14 protein-coding genes and 1 pseudogene are annotated in these 19102 nt (G+C 62.6%); 4 read left to right on the top strand and 11 right to left on the bottom strand.

Going from position 1 to position 19102, the window contains the following annotated elements:
- Positions 1 to 14: 14 nt before the first annotated feature.
- Both DESPR_RS05700 and DESPR_RS05695 read left to right on the top strand, forming a co-directional pair.
- The gene (locus DESPR_RS05700) at positions 15 to 350 is read left to right on the top strand and encodes a NifB/NifX family molybdenum-iron cluster-binding protein (protein ID WP_015723862.1); all 336 of its coding nucleotides are present in this window, start codon (positions 15 to 17) and stop codon (positions 348 to 350) included.
- Positions 347 to 805 carry a response regulator gene (locus tag DESPR_RS05695; RefSeq protein WP_015723861.1) on the top strand — a complete coding sequence of 153 codons (459 nt, stop codon included), beginning with the start codon at positions 347 to 349 and terminating at the stop codon, positions 803 to 805. Before DESPR_RS05700 ends, DESPR_RS05695 begins: the two co-directional genes overlap by 4 nt.
- A 58-nt stretch (positions 806 to 863) precedes the next feature.
- Here DESPR_RS05695 and DESPR_RS05690 read toward each other — a convergent pair whose 3' ends face one another.
- The 4 genes and pseudogenes from DESPR_RS05690 to DESPR_RS19275 form a co-directional block, all read right to left on the bottom strand.
- Positions 864 to 1928, bottom strand: a complete 1065-nt coding sequence (locus tag DESPR_RS05690; RefSeq protein WP_015723860.1) for an MBL fold metallo-hydrolase — start codon at positions 1926 to 1928, stop codon at positions 864 to 866.
- 103 nt (positions 1929 to 2031) lie between these two features.
- The gene (locus DESPR_RS05685; RefSeq protein ID WP_015723859.1) at positions 2032 to 2850 is read right to left on the bottom strand and encodes a methyltransferase domain-containing protein; all 819 of its coding nucleotides are present in this window, start codon (positions 2848 to 2850) and stop codon (positions 2032 to 2034) included.
- Between the two features lie 58 nt (positions 2851 to 2908).
- Positions 2909 to 3463, bottom strand: a complete 555-nt coding sequence (locus DESPR_RS05680; protein WP_052302066.1) for a helix-turn-helix domain-containing protein — start codon at positions 3461 to 3463, stop codon at positions 2909 to 2911.
- A 40-nt stretch (positions 3464 to 3503) separates the two neighbouring features.
- Positions 3504 to 3875: pseudogene (locus DESPR_RS19275) on the bottom strand (AraC family ligand binding domain-containing protein); the annotation flags it as partial.
- A gap of 135 nt (positions 3876 to 4010) precedes the next feature.
- Between DESPR_RS19275 and icmF the strand changes: the two are divergent.
- Complete coding sequence (gene icmF / locus DESPR_RS05675) at positions 4011 to 7268, top strand: fused isobutyryl-CoA mutase/GTPase IcmF (protein WP_015723858.1); 3258 nt, start codon at positions 4011 to 4013, stop codon at positions 7266 to 7268.
- Positions 7269 to 7302: 34 nt separating this feature from the next.
- Here the strand turns inward: icmF and DESPR_RS17110 are convergent, their stop codons facing one another.
- On the bottom strand, positions 7303 to 9057 hold the full coding sequence (locus DESPR_RS17110) for an ATP-binding protein (protein ID WP_015723857.1): 1755 nt from the start codon (positions 9055 to 9057) through the stop codon (positions 7303 to 7305).
- A 274-nt stretch (positions 9058 to 9331) separates the two neighbouring features.
- Here DESPR_RS17110 and DESPR_RS05665 point away from each other — a divergent pair, with 274 nt between their 5' ends.
- Positions 9332 to 11056 carry a methyl-accepting chemotaxis protein gene (locus tag DESPR_RS05665; RefSeq protein ID WP_015723856.1) on the top strand — a complete coding sequence of 575 codons (1725 nt, stop codon included), beginning with the start codon at positions 9332 to 9334 and terminating at the stop codon, positions 11054 to 11056.
- Positions 11057 to 11099: 43 nt separating this feature from the next.
- Here DESPR_RS05665 and DESPR_RS05660 read toward each other — a convergent pair whose 3' ends face one another.
- The 6 genes from DESPR_RS05660 to DESPR_RS05635 form a co-directional block, all read right to left on the bottom strand.
- Positions 11100 to 11798 carry a DUF2293 domain-containing protein gene (locus tag DESPR_RS05660; protein ID WP_015723855.1) on the bottom strand — a complete coding sequence of 233 codons (699 nt, stop codon included), beginning with the start codon at positions 11796 to 11798 and terminating at the stop codon, positions 11100 to 11102.
- A 14-nt stretch (positions 11799 to 11812) separates the two neighbouring features.
- Complete coding sequence (locus tag DESPR_RS05655; RefSeq protein WP_015723854.1) at positions 11813 to 13030, bottom strand: MFS transporter; 1218 nt, start codon at positions 13028 to 13030, stop codon at positions 11813 to 11815.
- 309 nt (positions 13031 to 13339) lie between these two features.
- The gene (locus tag DESPR_RS05650; protein WP_015723853.1) at positions 13340 to 15397 is read right to left on the bottom strand and encodes a methyl-accepting chemotaxis protein; all 2058 of its coding nucleotides are present in this window, start codon (positions 15395 to 15397) and stop codon (positions 13340 to 13342) included.
- 305 nt (positions 15398 to 15702) lie between these two features.
- Positions 15703 to 16092 carry a metallopeptidase family protein gene (locus DESPR_RS05645; protein WP_015723852.1) on the bottom strand — a complete coding sequence of 130 codons (390 nt, stop codon included), beginning with the start codon at positions 16090 to 16092 and terminating at the stop codon, positions 15703 to 15705.
- A gap of 48 nt (positions 16093 to 16140) precedes the next feature.
- Positions 16141 to 16653, bottom strand: a complete 513-nt coding sequence (locus DESPR_RS05640) for a universal stress protein (RefSeq protein WP_015723851.1) — start codon at positions 16651 to 16653, stop codon at positions 16141 to 16143.
- A gap of 385 nt (positions 16654 to 17038) precedes the next feature.
- Complete coding sequence (locus DESPR_RS05635) at positions 17039 to 19093, bottom strand: molybdopterin-containing oxidoreductase family protein (RefSeq protein ID WP_015723850.1); 2055 nt, start codon at positions 19091 to 19093, stop codon at positions 17039 to 17041.
- Positions 19094 to 19102 lie beyond the last annotated feature (9 nt).

Raw genomic sequence — 19102 nt, 5'->3', positions numbered from 1 at the left:
GGCAAGAGAATCGCATGAAACTGTTGATAACCGTGCAGGATGACCAGGTGGCGCCGCGGTTCGACCTCACCACCGAGGTGGTCATCGCCGAATACGACCGTTCCCGGCTGCGGGGCGAACCGCGTTACCTCATCCTGCCGCGCAAAAGCGCGGAGGACCTCTGCGACCTGGTGGTCAAGGAAGGGATCACCTGCGTCATCTGCGGCGGAATCGAGGATAACCTGCACAAATTTTTCCAGTGGAAGAAAATCGAGGTCCTCGACAACATCATCGGCGCCCACGTTCTGGCCATGCAACGGGCCATCGCCGGCCAACTCGAGGCGGGAACCATCCTGCCCATGAGCAAGTGAACCAAGCCCGCAGCACGAACCGCCAGCGCAACTGCACGCCGCGCTTCGCCGGTTTGGCGCGCAATCGACACCTGACCGTGACCGCCATCAGCATCCTCATCATCGACCCGGAGGCAGAGTTCACCTCCATCCTCACCGATCGACTCAATTCCTGGGGCTTTGCGGCCACGGCCGTCAACAGCTGCGCCGACGCCATGGACTGGCTTGAACACTCCCGCCCCGAGGTGGTGGTTTTGGGTCTCGAAGCCGGGAACCGCGAGGGGCTGAACCTCCTCGGATGGATCAGAACCCGGCATCCCGAGCTGAAGATCATTGTCCTCGCCGGCAAAGGCGCGACCCTGGCGGCGATGAACAGTCTTGCAAACGGCGTTTTCGATCTCCTGCCCCAGCCCGTCGAGCTGGGCGTGCTGATCGACGCCATCCGCCGGGCCCAACGGAAACAGCGCCGCCGCTGACCGCGCTCCCCCCGCATTCCCTTCCATCCCCGCACCAGTCCCCTTTTTTCCGGTGCGTTCAGTCACCGTCCTCGACGGGCACGGCTTCCGCCACCCACCAATGCTCGCCGGCCATGAGCGGCCGGATGCGGTCTTCGGGCACGGCCGCGCTCTGCATCGCTGCCCGCAGATCGTGCAGCGGCGTCGCGTAGGCGGTGTCCGCCAACTGAAAGGTCCGGTAATGGGTGGACAGCATGGGCGGCCGGCCGAGATCGACAAAGGCCTGGACCGCCTCGGCCGGATTCATGTGATGCGAGGCCATGAACCAGCGGGGATCGTAGGAACCAATAGGCAGCACCGCCAGGCGAAACGAACCGTATTTGTTGCGCGCGGCACGAAAATTGTCGCCATCGCCGTAGCCGCTGTCCCCAACGAAATAGAGGTTGCCGCCGGGAGTGGCGAGGACAAAGGCGGCCCAGAGGGCGCGGTTGCGGTCCCAGGGGCTGCGCGCCGACCAGTGGTGCATGGGTTCGAGATGTACGGTCAACGCGGGGGAAATCACCACCTGCTGGCCCCAGTCGCGGGCCTCCACCGATGCCCCGGGGAGCCGTTGCCGGATAAGGGTATCGTTGCCGAGCGGAACAATGATCCGGGGCCGGTCGCGCTGCCACAGCCGTTCGATGGTCGCCAGATCGAGGTGGTCGTAGTGGTTGTGGCTGATCAGCACCAGGTCGATCGGCGGCAGGTCCTCGAAGCGGATGCCCGGCGGATGGACCCGTTTGGGGCCGATCCAGGTGAAGGGGCTGGCCCGCTCCGACCAGACCGGATCGGTGAGGATGTTGAGCCCCTGGGTCTGGATGAGCAGGGTCACATGGCCGACAAAACCGACCCGCAGCCCGTTGCCCGCCACCCGCGGGGGCGGATGGTCGGTGAACGGCAGGGAGCTGTACTCGGGCCAGGGTTGGCGCTCGCGGGTGGCGTACCATTTGAGCACCTGAAAAAAGGTTTTGTGCATCGGCTTGCCGGGGTTGGAGAATCGCTGGCCGTCGAAATGATCGGAAGCCGGGCCGCGATAATAACTTGGGGTGCAGGCAAGAAGGAGCAGCGGGCCAAGAAAGAACAGCAGGCAGACGAAACGGAACATGGCAGTGTCGGGTGGTGGTGCGGAAACGGTTTTTCCGGCAAGCGGAAACAGTAGCCTCAACAATCAGCGCGCTCGCCGAGAAGACACTGTTCCGATGGATTCGTCAACCGCCGAATAGGTGCTCCCGGCGGGCCTGTGCCCGGAAAAAGGTGTAGCAAAAGGTGCCGTCCCGGGTGGCGGCCCGTTCCAGGTCGCGGACGCCCGCATCCCAGTCGGCCGCGTCGATCAGGCCGCCGGCGATGGCCTGCCGGCGCACGCCGCGAACCATGGCGATGAAGGTGTTGCGGGCAAACCCTTCGATCAACGCCGGCCGGGAACCGTCGACATAAACCATGCGCGGCTCGACCCGCACCTCGGCAAAGCCCGCCGAATCCAGGAGAGGGTGGAGCCGGCGACCGATCAGGCTGTCGCCGCCCAGCGCGGCCTGGAGCCGCACCAAACACGCGACCGTCCGCCGGGCCCGAGCCGTTTCCGGATGGCAGTAAAAGGAACCGTGATCGCCCTCGATCACCGTGATCGTGCCGCCTGGCTTGAGCAGCCGCCGCAGGGCTTGCAGCGCGGCCGCGGGATCGGCGAGGTGTTCGAGCACGAAGCAGACAAAGACGTGGTCAAAGCTTTGCGCGGCAAAGGGTGGCGTCAGGAGATCACCCCGTTCAAAACACACGTTGCTCAGCCCATGGGCGAACACAGCCTGCTGGGCGATACGCAACGAGTCGGCGGCCCGATCCAGCGCCACGAACCGGGTCTGCGGGTTGGCCCCGGCAAGATGTACCGTCTGGCAGCCGGTGCCGCACCCGGCCTCCAATACCAGCGCGCCCTCCGGGTAACGGAGATCGCCGTAGAGCATCTCGGCCAGGGTCGTGGCCTGATCCTTGAGCCGCTTCGCCTCCTCGGACGAATAGCCGTGCACATAGTTGGTCATGTGGTCTCCCTCCAGGTTGATTGTGGACAGTTGGCGGGAGAATGTACCGTTCCCGGCCTCAGGCGTCTTGTACGCAATTGCGTAATTGGCCCGGGGTATAACCGAAGAATCGCTTGAAGGTCTTGGTGAGGTGGCTCTGGTCGGCAAAACCGGTTTGGGCGGCCACATCGGCAATGGCCACGCCCTGCCCGAGCAGTTGCCGCGCCTTGCGGGCGCGATGCTGCATCAGCCAGGCGTGGGGAGTCAGGCCGGTGTGGCGGGCAAAGACGCGGATGAAATGATAGGGGCTGAGGCAGGCCACACCGGCCAGGGTATCGATGCCCAGATCTTCGCCGCAATGGGCGTCGAGATAGTCGATCACCCGCCGGACCGCCTCCGGTTCCGCACCGGCGGCCGCCATGGCCGGAGGCTCGTAGGTGTGGCGGGCCAGCAGGAGGGCCAATACGTTCAGCAGCGCGGTTTCCTGTGCAAGCCGCGCCGCGTGCCCATCGCCAAGGAGGACATGGGCGTGCCGGAGCAAGCCGGCCAGCTCGGGATCGTCGATCACGCCCCGGGTCAGCAGCGGCAGGGGTAATGGATGATCGGCGATCCGCCTCGGCCATCCGCTCGACACACGCGGCCGACAAATACAACATCCGGTAGGTCCAGCCCTGGTCGGCCGCAGCCTGGCCAGTATGGACCTCGCCGGGATTGACCGTGTTGATCCGGCCGGCCGGGGCCACCAGATTCTCGCCCCGGTAGGAAAAACCGAGCGCGCCCGCTTCGATCACCCCGACGCCATAGCCCTCGTGACTGTGGCGGGGAAAGGTCTGGCGGCGAAAGCGGGCGTGCAGTACCTGGAGGCCGGAAAACGCTGCGGGCAGGGTCAGCCGGACCGTTTCGCCGTTATTCTGTTGATTGCCGTTGCTAGCCACCGTTGTCCTCGCTCTTCGTGTCTCGCCCAGCCGTTGACGCGGTTCGGTCCAACCGAGCCGCCACCGGCGGTATCCTACCAGAGAACCGCTTAATTTTCCGCACGAATCCATACGATTTGTTTTGCTCATTTCAGCGGGGTATTTTACTCTCACCCCACTTTCTTGTGTTCTCCCTGAAGTTTGGTCGATCTGTCGGCGGACATTTTGCCAGCCGATACCCCCTCAACCTGTACAAGGAGATCCACCATGCCCCTCCCCGCCGGTCACACCGCGCACGACATCCCCACCCACAAGGTCCGTTTCGTCACCGCCGCCTCGCTGTTCGACGGCCACGACGCCACCATCAACATCATGCGCCGCATTCTCCAGGCCACCGGGGTGGAGGTCATCCACCTGGGCCATAACCGTTCGGTGCGGGAGATCGTCACCGCCGCTCTCCAGGAGGACGTGCACGGCATCGCAGTCACCTCCTACCAAGGCGGCCATGTCGAGTTTTTCAAATACATGATCGATTTGCTGAAAGCGGGCGGCGGCGACAACATCCGGGTGTTCGGCGGCGGCGGCGGCGTGATCGTGGCGGCGGAACTGGAGGAACTGCACGCCTACGGCGTGAGCCGGATCTACACCCCGGAGGACGGCCAGCGGATGGGGTTGCAGGGGATGATCAACGAGGTGGTGCGGCTGGCAGATGTCGACCTGCCGCCGCTGCCCGCGGATGAAGCTGGGCTGCTTGACCAACTCCAAGCCGGCAACCGGCGGCTGCTCGCCCGGCTGATCACTGTGCTGGAAAACGGCGAGGCCTCGGCGGCACTCACCCAGGCAATCCGGGAACAAGCGGCCGGACGGACCATCCCGGTGCTCGGCATCACCGGCACCGGCGGCGCCGGCAAGTCCTCGCTCACCGATGAGCTGGTGCGGCGCTTCCGCCTCGATCAGGACGACCGCCTGAAACTGGCGATCATCAGCATCGATCCCTCACGCAAGCGTACCGGCGGCGCCCTGCTCGGCGACCGCATCCGCATGAACGCCATCGAGCACGAAAACATCTACATGCGCTCGCTGGCCACTCGCGACACCGGCTCGGAGATCTCCGCCGCCCTACCCGAGGTGATCGCGGCCTGCAAATTGTCCGGATTCGACCTGATCATCGTCGAGACCTCGGGCATCGGCCAGGGCAATGCCGCCATCGTCCCCCATGTCGATGTCTCGCTCTATGTGATGACCCCGGAATTTGGGGCTGCCTCGCAGTTGGAGAAGATCGACATGCTCGATTTCGCCCACTTCGTGGCCATCAACAAGTTCGACCGCAGCGGGGCTGCGGATGCCCTGCGCGACGTGCGCAAGCAGTATCAGCGCAACCACGAGGCATTCGCCACCCCGGCCGAGCAGATGCCGGTCTTTCCCACCATTGCCGCCCGCTTCAACGACGAGGGCGTCACCGCCCTCTACCAGGCCATGCTGCCGGCCTTGCAGGAACTGGGCCTTGCGCTGAAGTCCGGAAAACTCCCCCACATCGCCGTGCCCAAGGCCTCCGACGACCGGGCCATCGTTCCGGCAGAACGGACCCGCTATCTGGCCGAAATCGCCGACTGTGTCCGCCACTACCATGCGCATGTCGATAGCCAGGCCAAGAAGGTGCGCGAACGCCAGGCTCTCGCCATGGCCAAGGATCTGTTCGGGACCTGCGGCAAACCGGTGACCAGTTTCGACGAATTGCTTGACAGGAAAGAAGGTGAAATTGATCCTCACGCCAAGAAGCTGCTCGACGGTTGGCCCGAGTTGGTCCGGCAGTATGGCGGCGAGGAGCATGTAATCCGGGTCCGCGACCGGGAGATCCGCACCAAACTGACCCGGACCTCCCTTTCCGGCTCGACCATTCGCAAGGTCTACCTGCCGCGCTACCGGGACGAAGGCGAAATCCTCCGCTTTCTGATGAAAGAAAACGTGCCCGGCCTGTTTCCCTTCACCGCCGGCGTCTTTCCGTTCAAGCGGGAAAACGAGGACCCGACGCGGATGTTCGCCGGCGAGGGCGACCCCTTCCGCACCAACCGCCGCTTCAAGCAGGTCAGCGAGGGCATGCCGGCCATCCGCCTGTCCACCGCCTTTGACTCGGTGACCCTGTATGGCTGCGACCCGGACGAGCGGCCGGACATCTACGGCAAGATCGGCAATTCGGGCGTGTCCATCGCCACCCTGGACGACATGCAGGTGCTGTACAGCGGTTTTGACCTCTGCGCGCCCTCGACCTCGGTGTCGATGACCATCAACGGCCCGGCGCCGATCATCCTGGCGATGTTCTTCAACACCGCCCTGGATCAACAGCTCGACCGGTTCGTGGCCGACAACGGCCGCCAGCCGACCGCCGAGGAGGCCGCCGCCCTTCGCGCCCAGGTTTTCTCCACGGTGCGCGGCACGGTCCAGGCCGACATCCTCAAGGAGGACCAGGGCCAGAACACCTGCATCTTCTCGACCGAATTCGCCCTCAAGATGATGGGCGATATCCAGGAGTATTTCGTTCAACACCGGGTGCGCAACTTCTACTCGGTGTCGATCTCCGGCTACCACATCGCCGAAGCCGGAGCCAACCCGATCTCGCAGCTGGCCTTCACCCTGGCCAACGGCTTCACCTATGTCGAGGCCTACCTGGCGCGCGGCATGCACATCGACGAGTTCGCGCCAAACTTAAGCTTCTTCTTCTCCAACGGCATGGAGCCCGAGTATTCGGTGATTGGCCGGGTGGCCCGTCGCATCTGGGCCGTGGCCATGAAGCACAAGTATGGCGGGAACGAGCGCTCGCAAAAGCTCAAGTACCACATCCAGACCTCGGGCCGCACCCTGCACGCCCAGGAGATGGCCTTCAACGACATCCGCACCACCCTCCAGGCCCTGATCGCCATCTACGACAACTGCAACTCGCTGCACACCAACGCCTTTGATGAGGCCATCACCACCCCCACCGAGGAATCGGTGCGCCGGGCCATGGCCATCCAGCTGATCATCAACCGCGAGTGGGGCCTGGCCATGAACGAGAACCCCAATCAGGGAGCCTTTGTCATCGAGGAGTTGACCGATCTGGTCGAGGAGGCGGTGCTCAAGGAATTCGAGGCCATTGCCTCGCGCGGCGGGGTACTCGGCGCCATGGAGACCGGCTATCAGCGCAGCAAGATCCAGGAGGAATCACTCTTCTACGAGCACAAGAAGCACGACGGCTCCTATCCGATCATCGGCGTCAACACCTTCCGCAATCCCAAGGGAGAAGCGCCGATCGAGATTGAGCTGGCCCGCTCCACCGAGGAGGAAAAGCAGTCGCAGATCAAGCGGCTGCGCGAGTTCCAGCATCGCAACCGGGAGGCTGCCGGCCCAATGCTGGATCAACTCAAGCAAACGGTCATCAACAACGGCAACGTCTTTAGCGAGCTGATCGACGCGGTGCGGGTGTGTTCGCTCGGCCAGATCACCGAGGCCCTGTACGAGGTGGGCGGCCAGTACCGGCGTTCGATGTAAGCCGGGAGCGGTCGGTCATCCGGAAGCAGCCCGTTCAGGTTCCCGATGAGGCGATTCCCGTTCGGATCGTCTCGTCAGCGGCCTCCTCGGTTCGTGGCAGGTAGAGGGTGAAGCAACTGCCCCGCCCCTCGGTGGACTCCACGAGGATGCACCCCTTCATGGCGCTGACGATCCCATGGACCATGGACAGCCCCAACCCCGTTCCTTCCCCCTGTGGCTTGGTGGTGAAAAAGGGATCAAAAATGCGGTCGCGGATATGCTCCGGTATGCCCTGCCCGGTATCGCTGACCTGTATGCGCACAAACGGTCCCGGCTCCAGCCGCTGGTGACAGTCGGCGATCTGCTGATCAAGCACCACGTCGTCCAGACGGATGGTCAGCGTGCCGCCCTGATGCTTCATCGCCTGACCGGCGTTGGTGCACAAATTCATCAGCACCTGGTGCATCTGCACCTGGTCGGCGATCACACAGCTCTCCGAGCGGAGCCGCGTTTCAATGGCAATGGTGGTCGGCAGGCTGGCGCGGATGAGCAGGATCACTTCCTCGATCACCTGACGCATGCGCACCGGCTGCATCACCGTTGGCGATTGGCGGCTGAAGGCCAGGATCTGGCGGATGAGATGCTGGGCGCGCTCGGAGGCGAACAGGATGTTGCGCAGGTACTCGTTGAACCGCGAGGTGGACGCCCTGGCCAGATCGCGCTGCATGAGCTCGGCATAGCCCATGATGCCGGCGAGGATATTGTTGAAATCGTGGGCGATCCCGCCAGCGAGCGTGCCGATGGCCTCCATTTTCTGGCTCTGGACAAGCGATCGCTCCAGCAGCGCCTTTTCTTCTTCCGCTTTTTTTATCCTGGAAATATCGCGGGCAATCCCATGGGTACCCGTTGGTCTTCCCAGATCGTCGAAAATAAGGTGGGCATTGATCGACAGCCAGACATCGCCGCCGCCCTTGCGGCGGAACTGGACCTGGAAATTATCCACCGCCCCATTCCCGTGGATCGCTTCAAGAAACACGCTTCGCTGCTCGGGCTCACTGTAAAAGTCGACAATGGCCTGTCCGATCACCTCGGAGGGGCGGTAGCCAAGAATGGTCTCCACCGACGGCGAAACCATCTGAATGACCCCACGATGGTCCACCTCAAAACTGATGTCGACGATGCTCTCGTACAGTTGACGGTATCGCCGTTCCGACAGCTTGAGCCGCAGTTCCGCCTCTATGCCGTTTTCTTCCCGCTGCAGCAGTACACCGACACAGCCGATGCCCAGAAAAATGGCCAGCCCGTAGGGCACGGTCATCTTTTTCAGCAGGGCCCAGCCGTTGGCCAGCTCCCCCACCAGCAGGAAACCGGGCAAAATCAGCAGGGTCGCGAACAACGAGCCCCAGACAAAAAACAGGGCCGTGCGTTTTCCGGGCCACAGCCGCAGGACCGCCCCGGCGGTAAAGGCGAGCAGCATGCCGGTGATGCCGCTGACGATTCCGGCCCCGCCCAGGTGAATTCGCAGAGCAGCGGCCATGACCACGGTCATCAAGCCGGAAACAGGCCCGCCAAAAAGGGTGCTCAAGGTAATCATGGCGTTGCGCTGATCCACGATAACCCCTTCGGCCACATTGAGGCGGATGGTCATGCAACCGAGCGTCGCGAGACCGAACAACAGCCCCATCAACACCTGCCTGGCTGAAGGGCGTCCCAGCAGCGCCTTGTGCACAAAGCCGTACAAGGCGACCAAGACGATAAAAATCGCCAGGTTGTTGAACAAGTTATAGAAGAGCAGCACTTCCGTGTTCATGGTGCGCCTCCGGTGTCGGTGGCCGCTGGGAAACATTCCCATGGCCCTCTTCATTAGGACTGGACCGACCGTGTTTGTCAATCCCTATGCGGAAGCCGCGGCAAAAAGAATGCGGCCCTGCCGACGTTGGCCGGAAAAAATTCCCGCAGGATGAAAAAACACCGGCCAAATTTGACAAAGGTCAAATCATTCATGTATTTTTAGCAATATACAAACAATGTTCCTTTATCTTTTCCCCACCGTTCAACCGTCATTCCACCCCAATGGAGGCAGCATGCTCAATCGTTTTTCGGTCAAAGGCCGGATGTACCTGGTCATTCTCTCAATCGTCTTCCTCTTCGGCCTGATGCTGTGGTTTGCCGTGACCAACAGCCACCAGGTTCGGGACATGGGTCTGGAAAAAACCGGGGCGGTGATGCTCGATGACCAGAAGGCCAAGCTGCGGGTGGCGACCCATTCGGTGGCCGTTGCCCTCGGACACGCCATCGAGGGCATGAGCGACAAGCAACAGCAGATCGACACCATCCGCCGCCTGGTGGACGACATTCGTTTTGAGGACGACAAATCCGGCTACTATTTCGTCTACGAGAACACCACCAACGTGGTCCTGCCGCCGGCCAAGGACAAGCAGGGCAAGGACCTGGGGGCCAACCAGGATAAAAACGGCGTCTACTATGTGCGCGAGCTGATGAACCAGGCCAACAAGGGCGGCGGATTCGTCCAGTACGTCTTTCCCAAACCGCCGGGCAACGAGGATACGCCCAAGCTGGCCTACAGCGAGATGATCCCCGGCACCCAGATGTGGATCGGCACCGGCATCTACATCGACAACATCGAGACCTATGTCGGTGCCCTGAGCACGGAGATGAACGGCCAGGTACGCTCCTCGCTGATCACCATGGTCCTAAGCGCCGGCACGGTGTTCGCGGTCATCATTTCGATCATCCTCCTGGTGGCCTTCGGCATTGTTCGCGGCTTGAATCAGGTGGTGGCGAATCTGCGGGATATCGCCCAAGGCGAGGGGGATCTGACCCGGCGGCTGGACATCAAGGCCAACGACGAGATCGGTGAACTGGGCAAGGGATTCAACCTGTTCATCGAAAAGCTGCAAGGGATTATCCGCGGGGTGGTGGCCAACGGCAAGGAGGTGGAGGGTGCCTCTACCCGTCTGGCCACGGTGGCCAACGAGATGTCGGCCAATGCCGGCGAGAGTTCGGCGCGCAGCAACGCCGTGGCCGCGGCCGCCGAGGAGATGAACGCCAACCTCACCAATGTGGCCGCCGCCATGGAGGAATCCTCGACCAATACCGCCATGGTGGCGAGTGCCGCCGAGGAGATGCATGCCACCATCAACGAGATCGCCGGCAATGCCGAACAGGCGCGGGTGATCTCGGAACAGGCGGTGCAGAAGGCCGAGGCGGCCTCGACCCGAATGACCGAGCTCGGCCAGGCCGCCCAGGCGATCAACAAGGTCACCGAGGCGATCACCGAGATCTCCGAGCAGACCAACCTGCTGGCGCTCAACGCCACCATCGAGGCGGCCCGGGCCGGCGAGGCGGGCAAGGGATTCGCGGTGGTGGCCAACGAAATCAAGGAGCTGGCCAAACAGACCGCAGCCGCCACCCTGGACATCAAACAGCAGATCGAGGGCGTTCAGGGAACCACCGGCGAAACCGTGAAAGAAATCAAGGACATCACCGGGGTGATCAACAACGTCAACGCCATCGTGGCCACCATCGCCTCGGCGGTGACCCAGCAATCCGCCGCCACCGAGGAGATCGCCAAGAACATCGAACAGGCCAGCCAGGGACTCCAGGAGGTCAACGTGAATGTCAGTCAGAGTTCGCTGGTGGCCAACGCCATCACCCAGGATATCGCCCAGGTGCACCACGCGGTCAGCGAGATTTCCAAGAGCAGCGAAGACACCAAAACCAGCGCCGACAACATGCTCCAGTTGGCGCGCGAACTGAACCGGCTGGTGGGTGTGTTCAAGATCTGATCCTCTCCCGATCCTGGCCATGCGCCGGGATCGTCCCTCTCACTCAGGCCGCGGGTTCTTCCGCGGCCTGTTCCGTTTTCAGGGCTTGGCGCAGCGGGCAACCGGGATCGATCTCCCGCCCCTCGCGGTAGGAACGAAGCAACTCCAGCGAACGCCGGGCCAGCATGCGCCGTACCTGCCGCCGTTCGCCCTTGACGCGGGCAACATCCATGGTTTCGTAGGCCGTGGTCCGGTGGCGCATCCAGGCAATCACCGCCCGGGCGGCCCGTTCCTCCAGGGGAATCCGGGTGGTGCGCGCCACCGTGCCGCTGCCCACGGGGACCGCATGGCGACTGACCGCCGAGGCCATGGCCCGTTCCAACGGTTCGTATCGGGGGGCAAAGGCGAGGAAGGCCCGCACCGCCTGGTAAAACGCTTCTTCATAGGCGCTCTGCCGTTCCGCCCGCCGCCGACGTTCACCGGCCAACTTCTTGTGATACCCCTCGGATGCGCGGATCGCTTCGAGTTCAGCCCTGGCCTCGGCAATGATCGCCGCCGGAGCCCAGATTCCCAGGGAAATCATCCGCCGGCCCATTGGTGCCCGCACCCGCCAGAACCCGGTACGGGCGGTAACCCGACGAGTCAGCCCGGCATCGCCGGCTGGGAGGAACACCCAGTTTTCGGGCGGCGTCACTGGTTGGCCGGCCTGGTCGATCAGTCCGTTGCCCGGCCCCCTGTGCACGACTCGCTGTTCGTTGTTCATCGTCCCGCTCCCGCTCACCCTTCCTCCGTCTTGCCGCGCAGATCGGGGAGCAGTACCGCCGCCAGCCCAAGCAACGGCAGCCAGGCGCAGACCTGATAGACAACATCGATACCCTGGACGTCGGCCAACTTGCCCAACAGGGCCGCGCCAATCCCGGCAAGGCCGAAGGCCAGCCCGAAGAACAGGCCGGAGATCATCCCCACCCTGCCGGGAAACAGTTCCTGGGCATAGACCACAATGGCCGGAAAGGCCGAGGCCATCATCAGGCCGATGACAAACGTCAGGGGACCGGTCCAGAACAGGCTGACATGGGGCAGGGCCAGGGCAAAAGGGGCGACACCGAAGATCGACCACCAGATCACCTGCTTGCGACCGATGCGGTCGCCGATCGGCCCGCCCAGGATGGTGCCCAGGGCGCCGCCGAACAGAAAGACAAACAGGTGGATCTGCGCCGACGGCACCGAAAGCTGAAACTTGTGGATTAAATAGAAGATAAGGTAGCTGTGCAAACTGGTGGTATAAAAAAACTTGGAGAACATCAGCACCAGAAGGATGCATACCGGCCAAGCCGCTGTCCGCAGGCCAGGACGAGGCTGTCTGGCCAAGTGTGTGCCGCGCCCCTGCCGCTCCTGCTGCTTGCGTTTGTACCAGGCACCCACCCGGGCGAGGAGCACCATGGCCAGGAGAGCGCACAGCGAAAACCAGGCCAGACTGTCCCGTCCCTGGGGGATGACGATCAGGGCGGCGAGCAGCGGACCGGCCGAGGTGCCCGCATTGCCGCCGACCTGAAAGATCGACTGCGCCAAACCGTAGTGGCCGGCCGAGGCCATGCGGGCGACCCGCGACGATTCAGGATGAAAGACCGAGGACCCGGTGCCCACCAAACCGACGGCCAACAGCAGCAACGCGTAGCTCGGCGCCACCGACAGGGCCAGCAATCCCAGCAGGGTGCTGCCCATGCCGAAAACCAGGGAATAGGGTTTGGGGTGGCGATCGGTGTAGAAGCCGACCGCCGGCTGGAGCAACGAGGCAGACAACTGGTAGGTCAGGGTGATCAGGCCGATCTGAGTGAAACTTAAGTCAAAATGCTCCTTGAGCTGGGGGTAGATCGCCGGGATGAGCGACTGGAGCATGTCGTTGAGAAAATGACAGAAACTGATGGCCAACAGAACCTTGAAACCGATCCGCTCGGTCCTGGCCTGGGCAGGCTGGTCGCCTGGGTGACGAGACATGGGTGCCTCCTTTGGGGCGCGCAAAAAAAAAGAACCCGGCGGTTGCCGGGCCAAACGAAAGACGGCGGGGACTGTACCGGATACGGGCCGGCGGGGCAAGTGGATTGCGCCGCGGGCTTGGGCGTTGCAGCCGAACTTTCCTCAACGACAGGGCGCGGATTCCGGTCCGCTTGCATTCGGAGGGAATGCAAGCGGACATCGAGGGAGGACGAGGTGGGGTGACAGCGGGTTGCCGTCCAAGGGCTCCGCGCTCAACCGCCCCCATCAGGGTCCGGTTGTCGCCGGAGCGCTCGAACCAGCACAATCAAATCACATTTTGAACCGCGAAACCAGGGTGGTGAGCTTCTCGGACAGTCGCGACAACTCGTCGGCCGATTGGCGCACGATCTGACTGTTGTTCTTCACCTCCACGGACTGCTCCTTCACCTGTCCCACGCCCTCGGACATCTCGGTGGTCATCTGGCTGCTGTGCGCGATGTTTTGATTGATCTCGGTGATACCCAACGAGGCTTGGTTGACGTTGGTCACGATCTCCGCGGTGGTGATCGATTGTTCCTCGACAGCGGTGACAATGGTATTGACCACGTCGTTCACATCCTGGATGACCGTGGTGATCGATTGGATGTCCAGTACGGTGACCTCGGTCTGATTCTGGATCTGCTCGATGGCCTGCTTGATCCTGCCGGTGGCATTGGCGGTCTCCTTGGCCAGGTCCTTGATTTCATTGGCAACCACCGCAAATCCCTTGCCCGCCTCGCCGGCCCGCGCCGCCTCGATGGTGGCGTTGAGGGCCAGCAGATTGGTCTGCTCCGAAATCTCGGTGATGGTTTCGGTGACAATGCCGATCGCCTTGGCCGCCTCGCCGAGCTCGCGCACCCCCTCGTGGGACTTGCGCGCCTTGGCCACCGCCTCTTCCGTGGTCAGGCGGGCCCGGGCGCTGTTTTCCGCGATCTCCTTGATGGTGGTTCCCATCTCCTCGGAGGCCGAGGCGATCATGTCCAGATTGGTGGTCGATTCCTCCATGGCCGCCGAGATCGAGGTCATGTTGTCGGATACCTCGTGGGCATTGGTGGCGGCGGTGTCGGCAATCCGGGTGGTGGCGTCGGCATTGGTCACCATCTGTTCGGAGATGGTGGCCAGTTCCGTGGAAGCGGCGGCCAGGGCTCGGGAGGAGTGAATGATATCTTCCAGCATTTCCCGCGATTTACCCACCATGATCCCCAGCGATCCGGCCAGCTGGCCGATGGCGTCGTCGGTCTTGGCGGCAAAGGCGATGGTGTAATCTCCCTCGCCCACCTTGACGCTCTGGGCGGCGAGTTCCTGGAGCGGCTTGTTGATCGTGCGAACCAGCAGCAGGATAATGAGAATGGCAACCGCGATCACCCCCAGCCCGGCGAGCAGATTGTTGCGCATCATCTGCGCGGCCAGGCCGTTGTCGATGCCCGCGTGGGAGATGGTGATGGCGATGTACAGCCCCCATTTGTCGATGTACCGCACGTAGGCCACCTTGCTCTCCCCATTGTCGATGTATTCAAGAAATCCCTCCTTGTGCGCCTTGAACGCCGGAATCAGCTTGAATATATTGGTATCCTTGCCCAGGGAAGGATGGATGACCAGGTCGCCGGCATCGGTATAGGCAAAGAAATAGCCGCTGTTCAGCCGGGTGGTGGAAATGAAGGTGCGGACCTCGGGGGCCAGCATGAGCTGGCCGACAAAGACGGCGCCGACCACTTGGCCGTTGGCGGCGCGCAACGGGGCATAGGCCGTCAGGTACCAGTCGTTGACCACGTAGGCCTTGCCCTTGTACACCTGGCCCTGAGCGATGGCCTTGACCACCGGGCTGTCGGCGGGGATATAGGTGCCCAGCGCCCGCTCCCCGTTTTCCTTCTTGACCGTGGTGGCCACGCGCAACAGCTTGCCGTCCACCATCTGGAACACCGTGGCCAGGCTGCCCGTGCTGGTGGTGACGCTGTCAACGAGGTCGTTGGCGCCGCCGATCGGGTGGTCGCCGGCCATCAATCGCGGCAGCAGCACCTGTTCCGACTGCAGGCTGACCTGGTCGACCATGGTCTGCGGCTGCGTGCTGGCGGTGTCGATCGCGGGCGCGCCCTTGTCCAGGACCTCCTGTTCAAAAATCTTGAGGTCGCTGTCCAGTTTCCTGCCGATGGTCTCGTCATAGGTGGTCAGGGAATTATAAACCGCCTGGTGGATATGCTCCAATGCGTCGCGACCAAGGGTGTTGAGTCCCTGGCTCGACATTCGGATGGCGTTGCCCGACGTGATGCCAATCGAGGCAACGCACAGCAGCACCACGGCGATGAACAGCTTGGTGGTGTATTTCATCGAACGAAACGCGGTCAATGTCATGAGTTCTCCTTGCCTGTGTTTTTTTTATGGGAGAGTGCCCCGTTCCCGCAGGGAACGGCGCATACGCATCGCGGCTGAGGTTCAGCGTTATGCAAAAAAAACACCATGCAGAAAAACATCTGCACACATCACTCCAACTTCTCGTTTTTCCGTCATCGTTCGCAAACAATCGGCAATAGGGCCGACAAGGCTGTCCGGAAATGTCGGACAGGGGCAGCGCGCTTGTCCGATTTTTCCGGATTAGGCGGCGCGCTAATCGATTGGCCGTCCCCGTCCTTCCTCATAACACGCCGAGTCCCTTGCCTTCATCCGTAGCCCAACCGTTCCAGTTCCTCGTCGCTGAAGCCGACGAAATGGGCGATTTCATGCACCACGGTGATCTCGATCTCCTCGATCAACTGCTCGCGGGTGGCGCAGTACTCTTCCAAGGGATCCTGAAAAATATGAATGGTATCGGGATACAGCGGCGGGTCGGCCAGGCTGCGTTCGTTCAATGGCACGCCAAGGAAGATACCGAACAACGGTTCGTCGGGCCCAAGCCCCACTTCGGCAAGCATTGCCGCCGTGGGCCGATCCTTGACCGAGATGAGGACATTATCCAGAACAGCCCGGATTTCCTCGGGAATACGGGCAATCGCCTGTTCCACGATCCGGGCGAAAGCCTCGGTGGTAAGTTGGAGCGGCCTGTCGCTCATCGATCCTCTCCCGGCACCCATCCAGCGGGCAACGCGGCCCGCATGGTCTCAGGCCAGCGGTGGCAGTTCAACGGCCTTGCCAAAGTCATAACGCCCTGTCGTGTCGTCATGGCGCCACCTGTTCTTATAGGGGTTGAACACCAGGCACGGACAATTGACCCCCTTGATCACCCGATCGGCCACGCTGCCGAGGAGCACTTTCTCGATTCCCTGGGCGCCGTGGGTGCTGAGGACAACTAAATCCGCTTTTTGTTCATCCACATGGGCAATGACGGTCTCGGCAATCGAGCCGCTCAGCACCACCCCCTCGCAGATCACCCCCCGCTTGTCCAACGCTTTGATGAAAGCGTCCACTTTCTTGCGCATGTGGGCCAGCAACTTCTTTTCCACCTGCTCCAGGGTGGCCGGATCATAGTCGGAGAAATCGGCGATTGGCCGCAGGACGTGCACGAAGGTCGTTTTTGCGTTGAGCAGCCTTGCCATGTGCAGGGCGAAATTGGCCTGCAGATCGGAATGGGTTTTGAAATCAATGGGAACGATGATGTGTTGCCTTTCCTGCATGGGGTGCCTCCTTGATGGACGGGTGGATACGATTCCAAGGACCAGACAAATTGCATGACCAGATCAACCGTCTTTCCCGGGCCTTGCCAAGCGAGGAGCAGCGACCCGCGAGCAACCGCGGCCGGCGTTTCGGGCACGCGCGGCCTGTGGCTCCTCCGGTGTCGGTTCGTCCTCGATGCGATGAGCCTGTGCAATGACTCTACCAGCGAAAGGCTTGTTGATGCAATGCGTCATTGCCAGCGGCAGGCAAACCGGGACCCGTCAAGCAGGCGGCATCCCCCCACGCTCCCAGGCCATGAGGCCTGAGTCCTCCGGCGTCGTCAACGCAAAAGGCTCCCCTAGGGGAGCCTTTTTTCTGCCACCAATGGCGCGATGAACGGGCCGCTCACACCTTGCGCAGGCGGCACATGAAGCTGCGGCTGGTGGAGGTACCGCTCACCGGGCCGCGTACCTCGTCCTCGGTGAGGGTGTTGAGGTTGGCGCGCGGATCATGCTCGCCCCAGCCCCAGGCGATGCGGACCATGCCCGGGCGGGTCGTGGAAGAAAGGCGTGCGGGCATTTCGATCTCGCCCTTGGGGGTTTCGATGCGGATGCGGTCGCCGTCGACAAAGCCCTGGCGGGCCGCGTCCTCGGGATGGATGTCGACCACGCAGCCCTCGCCGTTCCGCAGCAGCGCGGGGATGGTGCGGTACTGGGAATTGGTGAAGCGGATGTCGCGGCTGCCGCTGACACCCAGCACCGGATAGGCGTCGCTCTGGTCGGCAAAGCTGATCGGGTCCGCGCCCAGGCCGCGCGCAAACGGCACCCCGCAGAATCCGGCCTCGGCCAGGCGCTTGGAAAAGAACTCCACCTTGCCCGAAGGGGTCTTGAAGGGCTGGTCGCGGTACTTGTGGTACCGCAGCTCCTCGATACGCAGCCCCTTGCCGTGGACGCGCAGATCCGCCACCGTCACTCCGGCCGGTTCCAGCTGGTAGTCGATGGCCTCCTCGGCGGTCTGCCAGGGGAAGTCCTCGCTCAACCCAAGCCGCCGTCCCAGCTCGAAGACGATCTTCCAGTCCGGCCAGGAATCACCCACCGGCTCGATCACCGCATCCTGGAGAAACATCGGGTTGTTACGGATCGAGGCCCGGTTGAGCTGGGTCTTTTCAAAGCAGGAGGAGGCCGGCAGGATGACGTCGGCAAGCCTTGCGGTCTCGGTGAGGAACATGTCGATCACCACCAGGGTGTCGAGCTTGGTAAAGGCGGCGCGGGTGCGGGTGGAATCGGCCATGGTCACCAGCGGGTTGCCCGATTGGACCACCACCATCTTGAGCGGATAGGGCTGTTCGTCCAAAATGGCGTCGACCACGCAGCCCTGCACCTGGTTGCCCCAGGTTTCGGAAAAGGTGTTGAACAGCGAATAGTCGCGGGTGATCGGCACCGTGCCCTCGGGCAGCCTTTCCTTCAACTGGATGTTGCGCGCCGGGATCGGCTGCGGCAGCACGTCGCCGCCGGGCTGATCGAGGTTGCCGGTCAGGGCGCGGAGCATGGCGATGGCGCGGGTGGTGTCGAAGACCTCGCGGTGCATGTCGAGGCCGTTGCCGTCGATGATCGCCGCCGGCTTGGTGGTGGCGTAGAGGCGGGCAATCTCCTTGATCCGCGCGGCACTCAGCCACAGGCTGTCGGCCACCTGCTCGGCCGGGTACTGGGCCGCCACCTGTTTGAGTTTCTCAAAGCCGACGGTGTACTGACGGACAAAATCGGCGTCATAAAGATTATTGCCGATAATCTCGTTGATCATGGCCATGGCCAAGAGGCCGTCATGACCGGGCTTGATCTGCAGCCAGATGTCGGCCTTGCGGGCCAGCGCGGTCCGCACCGGGTCGATGACGATCAATGTTGCCCCGTGCTCCTTGGCCCAGTGAATGCCTTCGGCCGCGCCCAGGGCGGTGTTGCCGTCGTTCTTGCCCCAGACGATGATGCATTTGGCCGCCTTGGCCTCGGGAAAGGCCATGGACCCGTAGACATAGCTATGGGCAAAATCCCGGGCCACAAAACAGATCGAACCGTTGCCGATGGTGTTGGGGCTGCCAAAGGCGTGCATCAGCCGGTTGGGATAATCCCAGGGCGCTCCCCAATCGGCGGCCATGCCACGCAGCCAGGCGATCGACTGCGACCCGGATTCCCGCCGGTGACGCTGCATCGCTGCGACCACCAGATCCAAGGCCTCATCCCAGCCGGCCTCGCGAAAGCCGGTGCCGTCCGCCTTCTTGATCAGCGGCGTGGTCAGACGTTTTGGCGAATAGACGATCTCGGCCGCTGCCGCCAGCTTGGCGCAGGTCAGCCGTTTGTCCGGCTCAAGAAAGGATTTGCGCCGGGCGCCGATCAGGCGGCCCTCCTCCACCTCGGCCTCGATGGGACAACAGGACGAACAGAAACGGCAGACAGTATCGATGATCATCGTTTCCTC

The sequence above is a fragment of the Desulfobulbus propionicus DSM 2032 genome, from assembly GCF_000186885.1.
Taxonomy (GTDB): Bacteria; Desulfobacterota; Desulfobulbia; order Desulfobulbales; family Desulfobulbaceae; genus Desulfobulbus; species Desulfobulbus propionicus.
This window is presented reverse-complemented; position numbering and strand designations above follow the sequence as displayed.

Excerpts from the sequence above, each read along its gene's own strand:
- DESPR_RS05650 (WP_015723853.1), bottom strand. The coding sequence starts at position 15,397 with ATGACATTGACCGCGTTTCGTTCGATGAAATACACCACCAAGCTGTTC.
- DESPR_RS17110 (WP_015723857.1), bottom strand. The coding sequence starts at position 9,057 with ATGAACACGGAAGTGCTGCTCTTCTATAACTTGTTCAACAACCTGGCG.
- DESPR_RS05665 (WP_015723856.1), top strand. The coding sequence starts at position 9,332 with ATGCTCAATCGTTTTTCGGTCAAAGGCCGGATGTACCTGGTCATTCTC.
- DESPR_RS05655 (WP_015723854.1), bottom strand. The coding sequence starts at position 13,030 with ATGTCTCGTCACCCAGGCGACCAGCCTGCCCAGGCCAGGACCGAGCGG.
- DESPR_RS05640 (WP_015723851.1), bottom strand. The coding sequence starts at position 16,653 with ATGCAGGAAAGGCAACACATCATCGTTCCCATTGATTTCAAAACCCAT.
- DESPR_RS05700 (WP_015723862.1), top strand. The coding sequence starts at position 15 with ATGAAACTGTTGATAACCGTGCAGGATGACCAGGTGGCGCCGCGGTTC.
- DESPR_RS05635 (WP_015723850.1), bottom strand. The coding sequence starts at position 19,093 with ATGATCATCGATACTGTCTGCCGTTTCTGTTCGTCCTGTTGTCCCATC.
- DESPR_RS05660 (WP_015723855.1), bottom strand. The coding sequence starts at position 11,798 with ATGAACAACGAACAGCGAGTCGTGCACAGGGGGCCGGGCAACGGACTG.
- DESPR_RS05645 (WP_015723852.1), bottom strand. The coding sequence starts at position 16,092 with ATGAGCGACAGGCCGCTCCAACTTACCACCGAGGCTTTCGCCCGGATC.
- DESPR_RS05685 (WP_015723859.1), bottom strand. The coding sequence starts at position 2,850 with ATGACCAACTATGTGCACGGCTATTCGTCCGAGGAGGCGAAGCGGCTC.
- DESPR_RS05690 (WP_015723860.1), bottom strand. The coding sequence starts at position 1,928 with ATGTTCCGTTTCGTCTGCCTGCTGTTCTTTCTTGGCCCGCTGCTCCTT.
- icmF (WP_015723858.1), top strand. The coding sequence starts at position 4,011 with ATGCCCCTCCCCGCCGGTCACACCGCGCACGACATCCCCACCCACAAG.